The organism is Bosea sp. ANAM02 (genome assembly GCF_011764485.1).
In the GTDB taxonomy this organism is placed as follows: Bacteria; Pseudomonadota; Alphaproteobacteria; order Rhizobiales; family Beijerinckiaceae; genus Allobosea.
Map to the genome: position 1 here is coordinate 2,846,468 of NZ_AP022848.1, position 18,089 is coordinate 2,864,556.

Here is an 18,089-nt window from a genome sequence, read left to right on the forward strand (position 1 = left end):
TCCGCTTCTGTCAACGAAGCCAGAATGATGCCGCGCGCGGAGGAGAAATCCCGGCGCGTTTCCGGCTGGGTCGGCGGGACCGTCGTCGCGCTGGCCTTGATCTCGGCGCTGCTCACCTTCCTGGTACTGTCGGGCGCCACTCCGATCGCGCCGGTGCACGAGATCGTGGTCGGTGTGTTCGTGCTGAACGCGCTGCTGATCCTGGTGCTGATCGTCACCGTCGCCATCGAGGCCGCGGTCCTGATCCGGGCACGCAAGGCGGGGCAGGCGGCTGCGGGCCTGCATGTCCGGATCGTCGGCCTGTTCAGCATCATCGCCGCCCTGCCAGCCGTGCTCGTCGCCATCATCGCGACCGTCACGATCGAGCGCGGGCTGGAGCCATGGTTTTCCGACCGGATGCGCGACGCGGTGTTCAAGTCCGTCGAGGTCGCGGACGCCTATGCCGCCAGCCAGTGCCGTTCGCTCGGTCGCGAAATCCGGGTGCTGGCCGACGATCTGAGCCGCGCGAAACCCGCCTTCGACGTCGATCGCAAATGGTTCGACAGTTTCCTGACATCGCGCGCGACCGCGCTCGGGCTGCCCGTCGCCACGATCATGCAGCCGCCGGACAAGGTCGTGGCGCGGGCCAATATCAACGTGCTGCGCGATCCGCCCACACCGGATCAGGCCGCTTTCGACGACGCGAAATCCGCTCCCGAGCCGATCTGCGTGATCCCGCGGACGGGCAGGGTGTTCGGCGCCGTGATGAAGCTGCCGAGCTATGAGAACAGCTTCCTGCATGTCGCGCGCGAGGTCGATCCGCTCGCGGTCGAGTTTCCGGCGGTCGCGCGCGGGGCCGCGGTCGAATATCTCTCGATCGATGCCCGCCGGAAGGGCGTGCAGATCGCCTTCGCCTCGATGTACGGGCTGATCGCGCTGATTCTGCTGCTCTCGGCGATCTGGCTGGGCCTGAGCTTCGCCAACGGGCTGGTCGCGCCGATCCGGCGGATGATCGATGCGACCGACCAGGTTTCGAGCGGCAATTTCTATGTCCAGGTGCCGATCCGACGATCGGAAGGGGACCTTGCCCATCTCGGCGAAACCTTCAACAAGATGACGGCGGAGCTGCGCCGCCAGCGCGACAGCCTGGTCACGGCAAGCGAGGTCATCGACCGGCGCCGGCGCTTCACCGAGACGGTGCTGTCCGGCGTCTCCTCCGGCGTGCTCAGCCTCGACGGCGACGGCCATGTCACGACGATCAACCGCTCGGCCGAGAACCTACTCGGTACCGGCGGGCGCCTGCTCGGCAAGCCGATCGGCGAGATCGCGCCCGAGGTGGCGGGCTTCGTCACCGAGGCCCTGCAGAACCGTCAGCGGCAGAGCTCCGGCCAGGTCGCCTTCACGCGCTCCGGCCAGGACCGGATGGTGAATATCCGGGCGGTCAGGGAAGGCGAGGGGATCGGCGCCGGGCTCGTGGTGACGCTCGACGACATCACCGACCTCGTCTCCGCCCAGCGCACGGCCGCCTGGGCCGATGTCGCCCGCCGCATCGCGCACGAGATCAAGAACCCGCTGACGCCGATCCAGCTTTCGGCCGAGCGCATCAAGCGGCGCTTCGGACGCGTCATCACCGAGGGTAAGGACGTCTTCGACCAGTGCACCGACACGATCGTGCGGCAGGTCGAGGATATCCGGCGCATGGTCGACGAATTCTCCTCCTTCGCCCGCATGCCGAAGCCCTCGCTCGCCCGCGAGGACATCGTCGAAACGGTCCGGCAGATCGTCTTCCTCTGGCGGGTCGGCAATCCCGAGACGACGATCGCCGAGACCCTGCCGACAGAGGCGGTTCCGGCCCGGTTCGACCGGCGGCTGATCTCGCAGGCGCTGACCAATGTCATCAAGAACGCGACCGAGGCGATCGAAGCCGTGCCGGCCGAAGAGCGCGGGCAGGGGCGCATCGACGTCCAGATGGCGAGGCTCGACGACGGCCGGATCGTCATCGACGTGATCGACAACGGCAAGGGCCTGCCGGCGGACCAGCGCCAGAAGCTGCTCGAACCCTATATGACGACGCGCGAAGGCGGGACGGGCCTGGGCCTCGCCATCGTCGGCAAGATTCTGGAGGACCATGGCGGCGGCATCGAACTGCTCGACCGCCCGGATGCCGCCAGCGGTGCTCGGGGCGCGCGCATCCGCCTCTGGTTCCCCGAGACAGGCCCGGCGTCGGACACCGAGGGCGGCGATGCGGCCGCCCAGCCGGATAGCGGCTTACGCAACACGGATGATGGGAAGAATGGGATACGCCTATGAGCGCTGACATCCTGGTAGTGGACGACGAAGTCGATATCCGCGATCTGGTCGCCGGCCTGCTGGAGGACGAGGGCTACAGGACCCGCAAGGCGGGCTCCGCCGACGAGGCGCTGGCCGCGATCGCATCGCGCCGGCCGAATCTCGTCTTCCTCGACATCTGGCTGCAGGGCAGTCGGCTCGACGGACTCCAGGTGCTGGAGCTGATCAAGGAGAACCATCCCGATCTCGCGGTGGTGATGATCTCCGGCCACGGCAATATCGAGACCGCGGTCTCGGCCATCAAGAGCGGCGCCTACGACTTCATCGAGAAGCCGTTCAAGGCCGACCGGCTGGTGCTGGTCGCCGAGCGGGCGCTGGAGGCGTCGCGCCTGCGCCGCGAGGTCCGCGAACTCAAGACCCGCTCGGTCCAGGCCGACCGGATCGTCGGGCGCACCACGGTGGTCAATCAGCTCCGACAGACGATCGAGCGCGTCGCGCCGACCAATGCCCGTGTGCTGATCACCGGCGAGCCGGGCTGCGGCAAGGAACTGGCGGCGCGCACGCTGCACGGCGCCTCGACCCGGTCCAGCGGCCCCTTCGTCGTCATCAACGCGGCGACGATCACGCCCGAGACGATGGAGGAGGAGCTGTTCGGCGTCGAGGGCGGCGACGGTCGATCGCGCCGGATCGGCGCGCTCGAGGAGGCGCATGGCGGCTCGCTCTATATCGACGAGATCGGCGACATGCCGCGCGAGACGCAGAACCGCATCCTGCGGGTGCTGGTCGACCAGAATTTCCAGCGCGTCGGCGGCGCGACGCGCGTCCATGTCGATGTCCGCGTGATTTCCTCGTCGAGCCGCGATCTCGCGCAGCTCATCGCGGACGGGCATTTCCGCGAGGACCTCTATCACCGCCTCAGCGTCGTGCCGATCAAGGTGCCGCCGCTCTCGGAGCGGCGCGAGGACGTGCCTGAGCTGATCGAGTTCTTCATGGAGCAGATCTCGGTCGCCAGCGGCCTGCCGAAGCGCCAGATCGGCAGCGACGCCATGGCGGTGCTGCAGTCGCATGAATGGCCCGGCAACATCCGCGAACTGCGCAACAATGTCGAACGCCTGATGATCCTGACCAAGGGTGACCCGACGGCCGAGGTGACGATCGAGATGCTGCCGGCCGAGGTCGGCGCGATGGTGCCGACGACGCCGTCCGGCTCCGGCGGCGAGCGCCTGATGAGCCTGCCGCTGCGCGACGCCCGCGAGATCTTCGAGCGCGAATACCTGATCGCGCAGATCGCGCGCTTCTCCGGCAACATCTCGCGCACGGCCGAGTTCATCGGTATGGAGCGCTCGGCCCTGCACCGGAAGCTGAAGTCGCTGGGCGTCGGCTGAGGCTGCGTTGACATGCGATAGCGGCAGCGAGCGGCCCACTCTGGTCATGCCGGGGCGAAGCTCAAATGCGCGGCCGTCCGGCGTGCCGCGCATGCCCATTTGCACGCTACGCAGGCGGCATCGTCTAAAGTCGGCATTGCTGCACTTGCGTTGCGGGTGAAGACGACGATCTAATGGATCATCGGTGTTCCGACGCTGGTGGAATGCGCCGCCGGCACGAAACGGAACGAATTGGATCGCTGGATTTAATCCGATCGGCGATCCCAACAACAGGGACTACCCATGGCCGCCGAGCGGGCACAGAATCTCCAGGACACCTTCCTCAACCATGTGCGCAAGCAGAAGATTCCGCTGACGATCTTCCTCGTCAACGGCGTCAAGCTGCAGGGCGTCGTCACCTGGTTCGACAATTTCTGCGTGCTGCTGCGCCGCGACGGCCATTCGCAGCTCGTCTACAAGCACGCGATCTCGACCATCATGCCCGGCCATCCGGTGCAGTTGTTCGAGCCCGAGGAAACGGACAAGAACTGATTTGGCTGCAAGCCACAAGGACGACAAGGACCGGGCGGCCACGCGCGTCACAGGCGCGAAGCCGCTCGACGAGATCGAACGCGACATCGCGGCGAATACGCGCGCCTTCGTCGTAGGACCCTATCTGCAGAGGCGGGGCGTTTCGCTCGATGCCAACCAGCGCTCCTTCGCGGCGCGGCTGGACGAGGCCGTCGGCCTGGCGGCCGCGATCGACCTGACCGTCGTCGAGCCGGTACAGGTGCTGCTGACGGCGCTGCGTCCCGCGACCTATCTCGGCAAGGGCAAGGTCGAGGAGCTGGCCGAGCGCATCAAGACCGAGGAGATCGGCCTCGTCGTGATGGACTGCGCGCTGTCGCCGGTCCAGCAGCGCAATCTCGAAAAGGCCTTCGGCTGCAAGGTCATCGACCGGACCGGCCTGATCCTCGAAATCTTCGGCCGGCGCGCCCGCACCAAGGAAGGCGCGCTGCAGGTCGAGCTGGCGCATCTCAACTACCAGAAGAGCCGTCTGGTGCGGTCCTGGACCCATCTCGAACGCCAGCGCGGCGGCTTCGGCTTCCTCGGCGGCCCGGGCGAAACCCAGATCGAAGCGGACCGCCGCATCATCCAGGAGCGGATGACCAAGATCGAGCGCGATCTGGAGAGCGTCAAGCGCACGCGCTCGCTGCATCGCGCCAGCCGGAAACGCGTGCCTTACCCGATCGTTGCGCTGGTCGGTTACACCAATGCCGGCAAGTCGACGCTGTTCAACCGCCTGACCTCGGCCGAGGTTCTGGCGCAGGACATGCTCTTCGCCACGCTCGACCCGACGGCGCGCGCGATCAAGCTGCCGCATGGCGCGCGGATCATGCTCTCCGACACGGTCGGCTTCATTTCCGACCTGCCGACGCAGCTCGTCGCCGCCTTCCGCGCCACATTGGAGGATGCGATCGAGGCCGATGTGCTGCTGCATGTCCGCGATGTGGCCCATGAGGACACGCAGGCGCAGGCCGCCGACGTACAGGCGATCCTGCGCGACCTCGGCATCAATCCGGACGACGGCCAGCGTGTCATCGAGGTCTGGAACAAGGCCGATCTGCTCGACCCTGCCGAGCGCGAGCGCCAGCTCGGCATCGCGACGCTGAGGCCGGACGGGGCGCGCCCGGTTCTGGTCTCAGCATTGACCGGCGAAGGCATCGAGCGCCTGACGCGGGCGATCGAGACGCGGATCGCGGCGAGTCGACCGGTCTATGCGCTGGAGCTTGCTCCGGGCGACGGCAAATCGCTCGCCTGGCTGCATGCCAATGGCGAGATACTCGAACGCCGCGACGGCGAGGATGGCGGCCTGAAGCTCGTCGTGCGCCTGCCGCCGGAACGGGAAGGGGCGTTCACGGCGCGCTTTCCGGAGGCTGAGCGGCAGGGCTGACGACGGCCGTTCACAAGCGTCATTCTCGGGCGGAGCGAAGCGCAGACCCGAGAATCTCTACCCGCAGAGAGCGCGCTTTCGTTTCCGAGATGCTCGGGTCAAGCCCGACCATGACGGCTGTGGCTATCCGGCGCTCTTCTCCCGCTTCTTCACCGTCTGCCAAAGCGCTTCCATCTCGTTGAGCGAGGCAGCGTTGATGTCGCGGCCCTCGGCTTCCAATGCCTCCTCGATTGCCTTGAAGCGGCGTTCGAACTTGGCGTTGGCGGCGGCGAGGCAGCCTTCGGGGTCGGCATCGGCATGGCGGGCGAGATTGGCGACGACGAAGAGCAGGTCGCCAATCTCCTCATGGATCGCGGCTCGGTCACCGCCGGCGAGCGCCTCGTCGATCTCGGCTGTTTCCTCGCGGATCTTGTCGAGCACAAGCCGGGCATCGTTCCAATCGAAGCCGACGGTGGAGGCACGGGCCTGCAATTTCCAGGCGCGGGTCAGCGCCGGCAGGGTATGGGGCACGCCGGCGAGCACGCCGCGTTCCTCCGTTTGCGGCGGCAGGCCGGCGGCCTCGCGCGCGGCTGCCTTGGCAGCCTTCTCGTCAGCCTTGATCCGGTGCCAGAGCGCCTTGACCTCGGCGGGCGAAAGATCGCGCGCATCGCCGAAGACATGCGGATGCCGGCGGATCAGCTTGGTGGTGATAGCCTCGACCACGTCGGCAAAGGCGAAGGAGCCTTCCTCCTCGCCCATCCGGGCATGGAACACCACCTGCAGCAGGAGATCGCCCAGCTCGTCCTTGAGGTCGAGCCTGTCGCCGCGGGCGATCGCGTCGGCGACCTCATAGGCCTCCTCGACGGTATAGGGCGCGACCGAGGCGAAATCCTGCTCCAGGTCCCAGGGGCAGCCGCTTCCCGGCGTGCGCAGCGCGGCCATGATCGCGATCAGGCCGTCAATCTCGCGAGAGGGCTTCAACGCTGCCTGTCTCCGTGAATTCGTGCGAGCATTGCGCGAAAACGGAAACCGGTTTTCGCTGAGGCAATGCGCAAAACTTTGATAATCCTCCTCCCATGATTCAAGCCACCCCGTCCATCGCGATCGACGAGAGCGAGATCGAGGAAAGTTTCGTGCGCGCCTCCGGCCCGGGCGGGCAGCACGTCAACAAGGTGTCGAGCGCCGTCCAGATCCGCTTCGATGCGCGTCGTTCGCCGTCGCTGCCGAACGATGTCGCGATCCGCCTGATGAAGCTCGCCGGCAGCAAGCTGACGCAGGACGGGGTGATCGTCATCGTGGCGCAGGCGCATCGCAGCCAGAAGCGCAATCGCGAGGAGGCGGTGGAGCGCCTGCTGGAACTGATCAGGACTGCCGCCGTGCGCCCGCAGGTGAGGCGCGCGACGAAGCCGACCAAGGCCTCGAAGGAACGCCGACTCGCCTCCAAGGAGAAACGCTCCGGCGTGAAGGCCGGCCGACAGAAGCCGGTTTCCGACTAGCATGGCGGAGGAGAGCGACAGGCGAGGGCAGGGGGCACGCCCTGCGCGGGCTCCGCGCCGGATCACGCCGGACTATCTCCAGCGCGCGGCGATGCATTATCTCGAGCGCTATTCGGCGCCGGCCGCGCAACTGCGCCGCGTGCTGGCACGCAAGATCGCCCTGAGCTGCCGCCATCACGGCGAGACCCCGGCAGCGCATGCGGCAACTCTCGACGAGGTCGTGGCACGCTGCATCGCATCCGGGCTGATCGACGATCGCCGCTTCGCCGAGGCGCGAGCGTCGACCCTGCGCCGGAGAGGCCAATCACAGCGTGCCGTCGCGGCCAGGCTCTCCGCCAAGGGCATTTCGCGCGACCTCGTCGGAGAGATTGCATGCGGCGAAGCGGCGGACGAGCTTGCCGCTGCGCGGATTGCTGCGAAGCGACGGCGGCTCGGCCCCTGGCGGCGCCAGGAGACACGTGCCGAATTCCGGCAGAGGGATCTCGCGGCGCTGGCCCGGCTCGGCTTCGACTATGCGACGGCGCGCGCCGCTATCGACGGCGAGGCCGAGCCAGCGCCCTGAGGCTGCTGCGCTGCCGGGCTCACTCCAGCTTGACCTGCGCCTCCTTAACGACCTTGCCCCAGCGCTCGACCTCGGCCGTGACGAACTTGCCGAACTCCTCGCCCGTCAGGCTCGGCATCGGCGAGCCGTTCTTCTTCCAGGCGGCCTCGATCGCCGGTGTCTTGAGGGTCTTCTGAACTTCGGCACGCATCCGGGCCACGATCTCGGGCGGCGTGCCCTTGGGCGCCCAGAGCGCATACCAGGTCGAGACCTCGAAGCCCTCCAAGCCGGCCTCCTTCGCGGTCGGCACGTCCGGCACGGCCTCGGAGCGGGTCGGCGCCGCGACCGCGAGCGCCCGCAGCGCGCCGCTCTGGATCTGAGCCGCCGAGGAGCCGAGGCCGTCGAACAGAAGGTCGACCTGTCCGGCCACCGTGTCCTGCAGGGCAGGGCCGGCGCCGCGATAGGGCACATGGGTCAGCTTGGTCTTGGTCGAGATCTGGAAGAGCTCGCCGGCGAGATGATGCGTCGTGCCGTTGCCGGCAGAGGCGAAATTCAGCTTGTCGGGGTTCTTGCGGGCGAAATCGACGAGTTCCGCAACGGTCTTGGCCTGAACCTTGCCCGGGTGAACGACGATGACCTGCGGCGGCTGGGCGATGACCGCGATCGGGATGAAATCGGTCTGGATATTGTAGTCGAGCTTCGGATAGAGCGCCGGCGCGATGGCGTGATGCGCGGCCCCGACGAAGAAGGTGTAGCCGTCGGGCTTGGCCTTCGCGGCGGCCGAGGCGCCGACCGTGCCGCCGGCGCCGCCGCGATTCTCGATGACGATGCGCTGGCCGAGCTGCTGGTCGAGCTGGGCGGCGAGCGGCCGGGCGAAGGCATCGGTGCCGCCGCCGGCCGGGAAGGGCACGATGAAGGTGATCGGCCGTTGCGGCCAGGTATCGGCCATCGCTGGTGCGGCTGCCAGCAGCACGAAGGCAGCGGTCGTGAGGATCAGGTCTCGTTTCGTCGTCATTGCGGATGCTTCTCCCTTGATGCGGCACTTGTGGCCCCTGCCTTCTTGGCGGGCAGGGTCTGGAAACACAGGAAGGGAAGCTGGCCGTGCCGCCGGATAAGGTAATGCCGCGCACGGCCGATGCGACCCGAAGGCCTGGATGCACGCCCGCGGCCCAGCCCGGGCCATGGGCAGATATGGAAGAGGCCGGGCGAAGCCCGGCCTCCGAAGCAAGCCCCGGTCAGCTGCGATACCAGCTCGCCAGGTTCCAGGTCGTGACCTCCCAGCCGGAGATGTCGGGCGTCAGGCTGTTGGCGGAGGCGCCGACGACCGTGCGCGACAGGATCGGCAGGATGACGTTGGCCTCGCAGAAGATCTCGTTGACCTTGATCAGGAGCGCGGCGCGCTTGGCCGGATCGAGTTCCTTCTGCGCGGCCTTGTAGGCCTTGTCGGCCTCCGGATCCGAGTAGCGGGAGACGTTGCGGCCCAGCCACTTGTTCTCCTTGGTCGCAATCTCCCAGGAGACGAGCTGGTTGAGGAAGCGCTCCGGATCGGGCTGCGGCTGCGTCGTGGTGTACATCTCCATGTCGCAGTACAGCTTGGTGTAGGTGTCGGGGTTGGCGACGTCCGACGAGAAGAACACCGAGGCCGTCACCGATTTCAGCTCGAGCTCGATGCCGGCGCGTTGACAGGCCTGCTTGATGATGGCCTGGGTCTTCTGGCGCGGGGCGTTGATCGAGGTCTGGAAGACATACTTGAGCTTCTTGCCGTCCTTCTCGCGGACGCCGTCCGAGCCCTTCTTCCAGCCGGCATCGTCGAGGATCTTGTTGGCCTTCTCGATGTTGAACTCGTATTTGAGCTTGGTCGACTTGAACTGCTTGGGTTCGTTGACGAAGCTCGCGGTCGCGACGCCGCCGCGGCCATAGATGAACTTCTCGATCGAGTCGCGGTCGATCAGCAGGTTGATCGCCTGGCGCACGGCCGGATCGCTGAGCGACGGATGCTTGGTCTTGACGCTGGAGCGCTCGCCATCGACCTCGGTCCACGGATCGGTCGTGTTCAGGATGATGAACTCGACGCTGCCCGAGATCACGGCTTCGACTTTGCCGCGCCCGCCGGATTCCATGCGCTTGAGGACCTCGTCCTCGACCTGGAGGTTCCAGGCATAGTCGTATTCGCCGGTCTGCAGCACGGCACGCGCCGCCGAGACCGCGTCGCCGCCGCCCTTGACCTCGAGGGTGTCGAATTGCGGCTTGTTCTTGACGTGGTAGTCCTCGTTGCGCGCCCCGAGCACGATGTCGCCCGGCTTGAACTCGACGAATTTGTAAGGGCCGGTGCCGACGGGCTTGAGGTTCGCGGGAGCCTCGCGCGACTTGGCTCCCTTATAGTCACCGAAATGGTGCTTCGGGATGATCATGCCGGCGACGCCGACGAAAGGATCGGCCCAGAACGGGGTCGCTTCCTTGAAGATCACCTTGATCGTATGGCTGTCGATCTTCTCGACCTTGATATTCGCGTAGGAGCCGGTGGTATAGGCCGCGGTCGCCGGATCGGCGGCATATTCCCAGGTGAAGACGACATCGTCGGCGGTCAGCGGCTTGCCGTCATGCCATTTCACGCCCTGCTTGATCTTCCAGGTCACGGTCTTGCCATCGGCGGAGAGGCCGCCATTGGTCTTGCTGGGAATTTCGGCCGCGAGCTGCGGGACGAGGTTGCCCTCTCCATCCCAGCCGGCGAGCGGCTCGTAGAACACACGGGACGCGATCTGGTCCTTGGTGCCCGAGGCGAAATGCGGGTTGAGCAGCGTCGGAGCCTGCCAGAGCAGGATCTTGAGCGGCCCGCCGCCGCCGGCCTTGGTCGGCTTGTAGGGGTCGGCCGGCTGGGCCATCGCGACGTCGTTCCAGGCGAGGATCTGGCTCGCGATCGGCGCCGTGATGCCCACGGCCGCCATCTTCTGCATGAAGGAGCGTCGCGAGAGCGTGCCGTCCTTCACATCCGCGATCAGACCACGGATCTCCTTTTCCTTCATAGGTCCCTCCACCATTTGAAGTGATGTGCGCCTCCGGCATTCGATGCCGTGTTGTGCTGGCGCGCCAGCAATGCATGGCCGGACGCGGGCGTCCAGTCGCCGAATGGATGGAAATCGCTCCGCCTTGCCGGCTTTCGATCGCGCTGGCCCCTGCCGCGGGCGCTGTTCGGATAGGGCGCGCCTCCATCATCTTCCGCTTGCAAATCGGCTCTTCGCCCGGCAATGAACGCGCACCGGAAGGGTGGCCGAGTGGTTTAAGGCAGCGGTCTTGAAAACCGCCGTGGGTGCAAGCCCACCGTGGGTTCGAATCCCACCCCTTCCGCCATCTGTTTGATCTCACGCCAGTTCACATCACCTGCGGCTCGGACAGAATCTCGACCGTGTCCTGGCGGCCACGCTGCACAGAAAAATGGCGACTGCTCATATCCCGGCGTTGACACGCGCCGCATTTCGAATGCTCCTGTGGCCGCCCAAGGGCGCAGGGATGGACTGTTCAGTGGTCCGCTTTCGAGCGGATTTTAGCGGCTTAACGATCCCTTAATGGAATTGGCCGAAAACTCGGCTTCGCTTGCCTATGGCGGCGAGCCGACAGAATGTTTTTGGCGCAGAAGCGGAATTGGCGGAATGACTCACGACGCTCGCTTTTCGGCCAAGGGGACCCATTCCGCGATGTCCGGGCCGATGCCAGCGTCTTCTTCCACGCCGACCCTTGCGCGCATGGGCTGCGTGATACTCGTCGGCCTGTTTGCGGCCAACTGCGCGGGCAACCAGACCGCCGGACGCCGTTCCAAGGAAATCGGTGCTTTCCCGCAGTCGAAATACGGCCCCGCCAGCCAGCGCGTCGTGGCTGAGGGTGAAGCCGTGCCGAAAGGCGGCGGGCGCCAGCTCGTCGGCAAGGCCTATTCCGTCGCCGGCAAGCGCTATACCCCGTTCGAGAAGCCGGTCGGCTTCACGCAGGTCGGTACCGCGTCCTGGTATGGCGAAGCCTTCCACGGCCGCCGCACCGCCAACGGCGAGATCTACGATCGTCACAGCATTTCGGCCGCGCATCCGACCATGCCGCTGCCGGCCTATGCCCGCGTCACAAACCTGATGAACAGCCGTTCTATCATCGTGCGCGTCAATGATCGTGGCCCCTTCCATGGCGGCCGCATGATGGACCTGTCGCAGTCGACGGCCGATGCGCTCGCCTTCCGACATCTCGGCACGGCGCGGATTAAAATGGAATATCTCGGCCAGGCCTCGCTCGCCGGATCGGACGACAAGCTCCTGCTCGCCACGCTGCGCACCGACGGCTCGCCTGCGCCGATTCCAGGAACGAGCGCGCGCACGATGGTCGCCAGCTCCGAACCCGTGGCCACGACCCGCACGCGCAGCGTCGATATCGACGCCCCGCAGCCAGCCGAGCCAGAGCCGGTATCCTCGCCTCCGGTCGTGCAGGCCTATGCCCCGCCGCAGTCGCGGACGATCACGCCATCGACGCCGATCGTCGCGACCTTGGCCTCGGCCGTCTCGACCCCTGTCGACGCCCCGTCCATGCGCGCTGCGCCGCTACCGCCGAACCGGCCGTTCGACCTCGACACCATCGCCAACGCCGCAAGGCCCGTCGTTGTTCCCGCGACGCTGCGCACGACCCTGCCACCGACACGCGCCAGTGTCGCGAGCCTGTTCGCGGCGCCGGAGAAAGCTGCGAGCGAGCGCTTCTCGAAGAACCATCCGCTCAACAAGCTCGCGCCGCAGACCCTGCAGCCGCTGGCGCGGAACTGATCTCAAGCTTGACCTGATGGTGGGCGCTCTGCTTCACATCGAGGCATGAGCGCCTTTTGCCATCAGCGACTACGTGCGGTGCCGCCACGGGCGGCCAGCGGCCGGCTGGTTGCGGTCCTCGCACTCCTGCTCGGGCTCATCGTCCTCGGCCCGCCGGCCTTGGCCCAGAATTTCCAGTCCCAGGCGCCTTTCGCCGTCCTCATGGATTCGGATACCGGGGCGGTGCTTTATGAAAAGGCGGCCGACGAACCGATGGTTCCGGCGAGCATGGCCAAGCTCGCGACCGTGCTCGTCGCCTTCCAGGACCTCAATGCGGGCCGGCTGACGCTCGACAGCGAGATCGGCATTTCCGAGAACGCCTGGCGCAAGGGCGGCGGCCCGTCGGGCGGCTCGGCGATGTTCGCCGTCCTCAACAGCCGGATCAAGCTCTCCGATATCCTGCAGGGCATCATCGTGCAGTCCGGCAACGATGCCGCGATCGCCCTGGCCGAGGCCATTGCCGGCGACGAGGCGACCTTCGCCCGGATCATGACCGAACGGGTGAGGGGCATCGGCCTGACCAAATCCGTCTTCCGCAACGCGACCGGCATGCCCGATCCGCAGCAGCGGGTGACGGCGCGCGAGCTCGCGCTGCTGGCCGACCACATCATCAAGACCTATCCCGAGCTGTACAGGATTTTCGGCCAGCGCGAGTTCACCTGGAACAAGATCCGCCAGCAGAACCGCAATCCGCTCCTGGCGATGGATATCGGAGCGGACGGGCTGAAGACCGGCAATCTCGACGAGTCCGGCTTCGGCCTCGTCGGCTCCGCCGTGCAGAACGACCAGCGGCTGATCGTCGTGGTCAACGGCCTGAAGACCGGCCGGGACCGGGCGAATGAAGCGCGCAAGCTGCTGGAATGGGGCTTTCGCGCCTTCGAGCGCCGCCAGCTCTTCGCTGCCGGCGAGACGGTGGGCGAGGCCAGCGTCTATGGCGGCGAGAAGGGCCGCGTCGCGCTCCGCAGCAAAGCCGCCGTGAGCCTGCTTCTGCCGCGCGGCGGCAGCGAGCGGCTGGCGGCGCGGATCATCTATCGCGGCCCGCTCAGCGTTCCCGTCCAGGAGGGCGCGGAGGTGGCGCGGCTGGTGGTGACGCGCGGCGACATCAAGACGCTGGACATTCCGCTTTACGCGGCCGAGAGCGTGCAGGCGGGCACCTTGCAGAGCCGGGTGCTCGATGCGCTGTTCGAAGCCACGACAGGCTGGGTTCGCAAGGCGCTGAGCCGGAGCTGAGCAGGTCGGGTGAGCAGGGGACGTTTCATCACGCTCGAAGGCGGGGAGGGCGCCGGCAAGTCGACGCTGGCGCGCGCGCTGAGCGAGCGTCTCGCTGCGGCCGGCCTCGAGCCGCGGACGACGCGCGAGCCCGGCGGCTCGCCCAAGGCGGAAGCCATCCGCGAGATGATCCTGGCGGGGCAGGCGCGCGACTACGGCCCCTTCGCCGAGGCATTGATGTTTTCGGCGGCGCGGATCGATCATATCGACAGCCTGATCCGCCCGGCGCTCTCGCGCGGCGAGTGGGTGATCTGCGACCGCTTCATCGATTCGACACGGGTCTATCAGGGCGTGCTCGGCAAGCTCGACAAGGCCGTGCTGGCCGAACTGGAAGCGGTGACGATCTCCGGGCTGATGCCGGACCTGACGCTGATCCTCGACCTCGATCCCGAGATCGGCCTGGCCCGCGCCGCCAAACGGCGCCAGCCTGGCGAGGCGGTTGACCGCTTCGAGGGCGAAACGCTGGCCTTTCACCGCAATCTGCGCCAAGCCTATCTGGATATCGCGAGTGCCGAACCGCAGCGCTGCGCCGTGCTCGATGCGACACTGCCTCCCGAGGCGCTTGCCGACGCGGCATGGCATATCCTGCGCGAGCGCCTGCCCCTGGATCATCGCGCGTCCTGACGGACGCGATAACGATGATCTATCACATTGTTATCGCATCGGATTTGTCCGAAAAGTGGATCCCGTTTTTCGGTCCGATGCCATAGACCCGGACACCTGATGCGAGCGACCAGCGACGAACCCGACCGGCTGCCGAATGCGCCGCATCCCCGCGAGACGCTGGCTCTCGTCGGCCATGCCGCGCGCGAACGGGCCTTCCTCGACGCGCTGGCTTCGGGACGCATGCACCATGCCTGGCTGCTGGGTGGGCCCGAGGGCATCGGCAAGGCGAGCTTCGCCTATCGCGCGGCGCGCTTCCTGCTCGCGGCGGGCGATCCCCAAACGCGGGCGGCCCGCAGCGCCGATCTCGCAATGCCCGAGAACGACCCCGCGACGCGGCGGGTGATGGCGCAATCCCATCCCGACCTGCACGTGTTGCGCCGGATCCCGAAGCCGGACGGCAAGAGCTACACCAGCAACATCCCGGTCGATTCGATCCGGCGCGTGATCGATCGCTTCGGCGCGAGCGCGGCCGAAGGCGGCTGGCGCGTCTGCATCGTCGACTCGGCCGAGGACATGGAGCGCTCGGCCGCCAATGCCCTGCTCAAGCTGCTGGAGGAGCCGCCGCCGCGGGCGCTGTTCCTGATCGTCGCCCATGCGCCGGGGCGGATGCTGCCGACGATCCGCTCGCGCTGCCGGCTATTGACCTTCGACCCGCTGGCCGAGGCCGATGTCGCGGACGCCGGCCGGCTGGCGCTGGAGCGCATGGAGATGCCTTTCGACGGTTCGGCGCTGCGCCGGGCCGCGAGCCTGTCCGAAGGCTCGGTGCGGCGTGCGCTGACCTATGTCGATCCCGAGACGCTGGCGCTGGTCGAGGCGGTGAGGGCGCGGCTCGATGCCCTGCCGCAGGTCGACCTCACCGCCTTGATGGCGCTGGCCGAGGATGTCGCCGGCAAGGCGGGCGAGCGCGATTTCGCGGTGATGATCGAGACCGTGCAGGGCTGGATCTCCGACCATCTGCACGCCCATGCTGCGGCGCAACCGGCGCGCCTTGCACCGCTGGCGGAGGTATGGGAAAAGCTTGGACAGCAGGCGCGCGAGGTCGAGACCTATAATCTCGACCGCCGCCCTCTCGTGATGACCCTGTTTCATGATCTGTCGGCTGCGGTGTCCCGCTCGCGCGCAGCGTGAAGCGAAGCTTTCGGACAGACGATGGCCACGGCCCCGAAATTCTATCTGACGACCGCGATCCATTACACCAACGGGCCGCCGCATATCGGCCACGCCTATGAGATGGTGGCGTCGGACGCGATCGCGCGCTTCAAGCGGCTCGACGGCTACGACGTCTTCGCCATGACGGGCACCGACGAGCACGGCCAGAAGGTGCAGCGCACGGCGGCTCAGAACGGCCTCTCGCCGAAGGAGTTCGTCGACAGGATCGCGGCGCGCTTCGAGGAGATGGAGCAGCGTCTCGGCTGCTCCTTCGACCGGTTCATCCGCACCACCGATGCCGACCACAAGATCTCGACAGACGAGCTCTGGCGGCGGATGGAGGCTAATGGCGACATCTATCTCGCCAAGTATTCCGGCTGGTACTCGGTGCGCGACGAGGCCTTCTACGGCGAGGAGGAGACCACCATCCAGCCCGACGGTACGCGCCTGGGCGGGCAAGGCACCCCGGTCGAGTGGGTCGAGGAGGAGAGCTATTTCTTCCGCCTCAAATCCTATCAGGACCGGCTCCTGCAGCTCTACGAGGACGTGCCGGACTTCATCTCGCCGGAGACGCGCAGGAACGAGGTCGTCTCCTTCGTGAAGAGCGGGCTCGAGGATCTCTCGATCAGCCGCACGACCTTCGACTGGGGCCTGCCCGTGCCGGGCGACCCGAAGCATGTCATGTATGTCTGGGTCGACGCGCTCAACAACTACGTCACCGGGACGGGCTTTCCCGATCCGGAAAGCCCGCGGGCGCATTACTGGCCGGCCGATGTCCATATCATCGGCAAGGACATCGTGCGCTTCCACGCGGTCTACTGGCCGGCCTTCCTGATGTCGGCGGGGCTGCCGCTGCCGAAGCGCGTCTTCGGCCACGGCTTCCTGCTGAACAAGGGCACGAAGATGTCCAAGTCGCTCGGCAACGTGGTCGACCCGTTCGACCTCGCCGAGACCTATGGCGTCGACCAGCTGCGCTATTTCTTCCTGCGCGAGGTATCCTTCGGCCAGGACGGCAATTACAGCCACGACGCGATCGTCGGGCGCATCAATGCCGATCTCGCCAACGACCTCGGCAATCTGGCGCAGCGCTCGCTGTCGATGATCGCCAAGAACTGCGAGGGCAGGGTGCCGCCGCGCGGGACGCTGAACGAGGCCGACGAAGCCATGCTCGCCATGGCCGACGGGGCGCTCGCAAAGGCGCGCGAGGCGATGAAGGATTTCGCCCTTCACACCGTGCTGGCCGATCTCTGGGCCCTCGTCGCCGAGGCGAACCGCTATTTCGCCAATAACGAGCCCTGGCGCCTGACCAAGACGGATCCGGCCCGCCGTGACACCATCCTTTATGTCACGATCGAAGTGCTGCGCGAGGTCGCGATCCTGGTGCAGCCGGTGATGCCGGTGGCCGCGGGCAAGCTGCTCGACCTGCTGGGCGTCGCGCCTGACGCCCGCAGCTTCGCTTCGCTCGGCGCGGAGCATCGCCTCGTCAGCGGCATGGGCTTGCCGGCGCCGAGCGCGATCTTCCCGCGCTATGTCGAACCCGAGGACGGCCAGGCAGCTTAGAGCAATTGCGACTATCGCCTGTCATTCCGGGGCTTCGCGAAGCGAAGAACCCGAAACCCACGACTGGGTAAGCGGCTTGGAGGGCGGTTCGGATTGTCTCACCCAGTCGTGGATTCCGGGTTCGCGCCTGTGGCGCGCGCCGGAATGACAAGGGTGGTGCTCGAACCCGCTGTGATCACATGTCAACAGTGCCTAAGGTCTTGTGATGCTGATCGATACGCATTGCCATCTCGACTACCCGGACTTCGCCGAGGATTTGCCGGCCTATGTCGCGCGCGCCGAGGAAGCCGGCGTCGAGCGGATGGTGACGATCTCGACGCGTGTCGCGCGCCATGCCGAGTACGCCGCGCTGGCGGAGCGCTTTCCGTCGGTGTGGTTCTCGGTCGGCACGCATCCGCACAACGCCCATGAGGAGCTCGACGTCACGGCCGAGCGCCTTGTGGAGCTGTCGCGACATCCGCGCTGCGTCGCCATCGGCGAGGCCGGGCTCGACTACCACTATGATTCCAGCCCGCGCGCCGCGCAGGCGCAGGGGCTCCGAACCCATATCGCCGCGGCGCGGATCACGCAGTTGCCGCTCGTCATCCACTCCCGCGAGGCGGATGACGACATGATCGCGATCCTGCGCGAGGAGATGGGGAAGGGCGCCTTCCCCGCCATCCTGCATTGCTTCACCGCCGGCGAAGCGCTGGCGATGACCGGCGTCGAGCTCGGGCTCTACGTTTCCTTCTCGGGCATCCTGACCTTCAAGACCTCGGAAAACCTGCGCCGGATCGCCCGGATGGTCCCGCGCGAGCGCCTGCTGGTCGAGACGGATGCGCCTTACCTTGCGCCCGTTCCCTTCAGAGGCAAGCGCAATCAGCCGGCTTATGTCGTTGAAACCGCGAAAGTTCTCGGCGAGACGATCGGCGTCTCCTTCGACGAGATCGCCAAGATCACGACCGAGAATGCGCGGCGCTGCTACTGGAAGATGGATCATGCCGCGCCGGTCGCGCAGGTGGCCTGACCCCGCGC

The 18,089-nt window shown here is 66.8% G+C and carries 15 protein-coding genes and 1 tRNA gene; 13 read left to right on the forward strand and 3 right to left on the reverse strand.

The genetic code is table 11. The features are described 5' to 3' along the window. Nucleotides 1–24: 24 nt before the first annotated feature. The 4 genes from OCUBac02_RS13725 to hflX all read left to right on the forward strand — a co-directional run bounded on the left by OCUBac02_RS13725 (nucleotide 25) and on the right by hflX (nucleotide 5,586). Complete coding sequence (locus OCUBac02_RS13725) at nucleotides 25–2,289, forward strand: sensor histidine kinase NtrY-like (RefSeq protein WP_173046330.1); 2,265 nt, start codon at nucleotides 25–27, stop codon at nucleotides 2,287–2,289. After that, nucleotides 2,286–3,653, forward strand: coding sequence for a nitrogen assimilation response regulator NtrX (ntrX, locus tag OCUBac02_RS13730; RefSeq protein ID WP_047578173.1), 1,368 nt, complete (start codon nucleotides 2,286–2,288; stop codon nucleotides 3,651–3,653). Before OCUBac02_RS13725 ends, ntrX begins: the two co-directional genes overlap by 4 nt. Nucleotides 3,654–3,935: 282 nt before the next feature. Next, the gene (hfq, locus tag OCUBac02_RS13735; protein WP_038365847.1) at nucleotides 3,936–4,184 is read left to right on the forward strand and encodes an RNA chaperone Hfq; all 249 of its coding nucleotides are present in this window, start codon (nucleotides 3,936–3,938) and stop codon (nucleotides 4,182–4,184) included. Between the two features lie 73 nt (nucleotides 4,185–4,257). Then, nucleotides 4,258–5,586, forward strand: a complete 1,329-nt coding sequence (hflX, locus tag OCUBac02_RS13740) for a GTPase HflX (RefSeq protein ID WP_173049567.1) — start codon at nucleotides 4,258–4,260, stop codon at nucleotides 5,584–5,586. A 123-nt stretch (nucleotides 5,587–5,709) separates the two neighbouring features. Here the strand turns inward: hflX and mazG are convergent, their stop codons facing one another. Beyond that, complete coding sequence (gene mazG, locus OCUBac02_RS13745) at nucleotides 5,710–6,546, reverse strand: nucleoside triphosphate pyrophosphohydrolase (protein WP_173046331.1); 837 nt, start codon at nucleotides 6,544–6,546, stop codon at nucleotides 5,710–5,712. A gap of 95 nt (nucleotides 6,547–6,641) precedes the next feature. Here mazG and arfB point away from each other — a divergent pair, with 95 nt between their 5' ends. Next, complete coding sequence (gene arfB / locus OCUBac02_RS13750) at nucleotides 6,642–7,061, forward strand: alternative ribosome rescue aminoacyl-tRNA hydrolase ArfB (RefSeq protein ID WP_173046333.1); 420 nt, start codon at nucleotides 6,642–6,644, stop codon at nucleotides 7,059–7,061. Between the two features lies 1 nt (nucleotide 7,062). Continuing rightward, on the forward strand, nucleotides 7,063–7,623 hold the full coding sequence (locus OCUBac02_RS13755; protein WP_173046335.1) for a regulatory protein RecX: 561 nt from the start codon (nucleotides 7,063–7,065) through the stop codon (nucleotides 7,621–7,623). Between the two features lie 19 nt (nucleotides 7,624–7,642). Here the strand turns inward: OCUBac02_RS13755 and OCUBac02_RS13760 are convergent, their stop codons facing one another. Both OCUBac02_RS13760 and OCUBac02_RS13765 read right to left on the reverse strand, forming a co-directional pair. Then, on the reverse strand, nucleotides 7,643–8,617 hold the full coding sequence (locus OCUBac02_RS13760; protein WP_173046337.1) for a Bug family tripartite tricarboxylate transporter substrate binding protein: 975 nt from the start codon (nucleotides 8,615–8,617) through the stop codon (nucleotides 7,643–7,645). Nucleotides 8,618–8,837: 220 nt separating this feature from the next. Beyond that, nucleotides 8,838–10,625, reverse strand: coding sequence for a peptide ABC transporter substrate-binding protein (locus tag OCUBac02_RS13765; protein ID WP_173046339.1), 1,788 nt, complete (start codon nucleotides 10,623–10,625; stop codon nucleotides 8,838–8,840). Between the two features lie 235 nt (nucleotides 10,626–10,860). Between OCUBac02_RS13765 and OCUBac02_RS13770 the strand changes: the two genes are divergently transcribed. From OCUBac02_RS13770 to OCUBac02_RS13800, 7 genes are all read left to right on the forward strand, one after another. Next, nucleotides 10,861–10,950: transfer RNA gene (locus OCUBac02_RS13770), tRNA-Ser, on the forward strand. A gap of 299 nt (nucleotides 10,951–11,249) precedes the next feature. Continuing rightward, nucleotides 11,250–12,392, forward strand: coding sequence for a septal ring lytic transglycosylase RlpA family protein (locus OCUBac02_RS27510; protein WP_280528815.1), 1,143 nt, complete (start codon nucleotides 11,250–11,252; stop codon nucleotides 12,390–12,392). 45 nt (nucleotides 12,393–12,437) lie between these two features. Beyond that, the gene (locus OCUBac02_RS13780) at nucleotides 12,438–13,661 is read left to right on the forward strand and encodes a D-alanyl-D-alanine carboxypeptidase family protein (protein ID WP_173046341.1); all 1,224 of its coding nucleotides are present in this window, start codon (nucleotides 12,438–12,440) and stop codon (nucleotides 13,659–13,661) included. Nucleotides 13,662–13,670: 9 nt separating this feature from the next. After that, nucleotides 13,671–14,324 (forward strand): dTMP kinase, encoded by a 654-nt coding sequence (gene tmk / locus OCUBac02_RS13785; protein ID WP_173046343.1) that lies wholly within the window; start codon nucleotides 13,671–13,673, stop codon nucleotides 14,322–14,324. A gap of 99 nt (nucleotides 14,325–14,423) precedes the next feature. Next, the gene (locus OCUBac02_RS13790) at nucleotides 14,424–15,494 is read left to right on the forward strand and encodes a DNA polymerase III subunit delta' (protein WP_173046345.1); all 1,071 of its coding nucleotides are present in this window, start codon (nucleotides 14,424–14,426) and stop codon (nucleotides 15,492–15,494) included. A 21-nt stretch (nucleotides 15,495–15,515) separates the two neighbouring features. Beyond that, nucleotides 15,516–17,075 (forward strand): methionine--tRNA ligase, encoded by a 1,560-nt coding sequence (gene metG, locus OCUBac02_RS13795; protein WP_173046347.1) that lies wholly within the window; start codon nucleotides 15,516–15,518, stop codon nucleotides 17,073–17,075. Between the two features lie 205 nt (nucleotides 17,076–17,280). Next, nucleotides 17,281–18,081, forward strand: a complete 801-nt coding sequence (locus tag OCUBac02_RS13800) for a TatD family hydrolase (RefSeq protein ID WP_173046349.1) — start codon at nucleotides 17,281–17,283, stop codon at nucleotides 18,079–18,081. The last annotated feature ends 8 nt before the right edge of the window (nucleotides 18,082–18,089 follow it).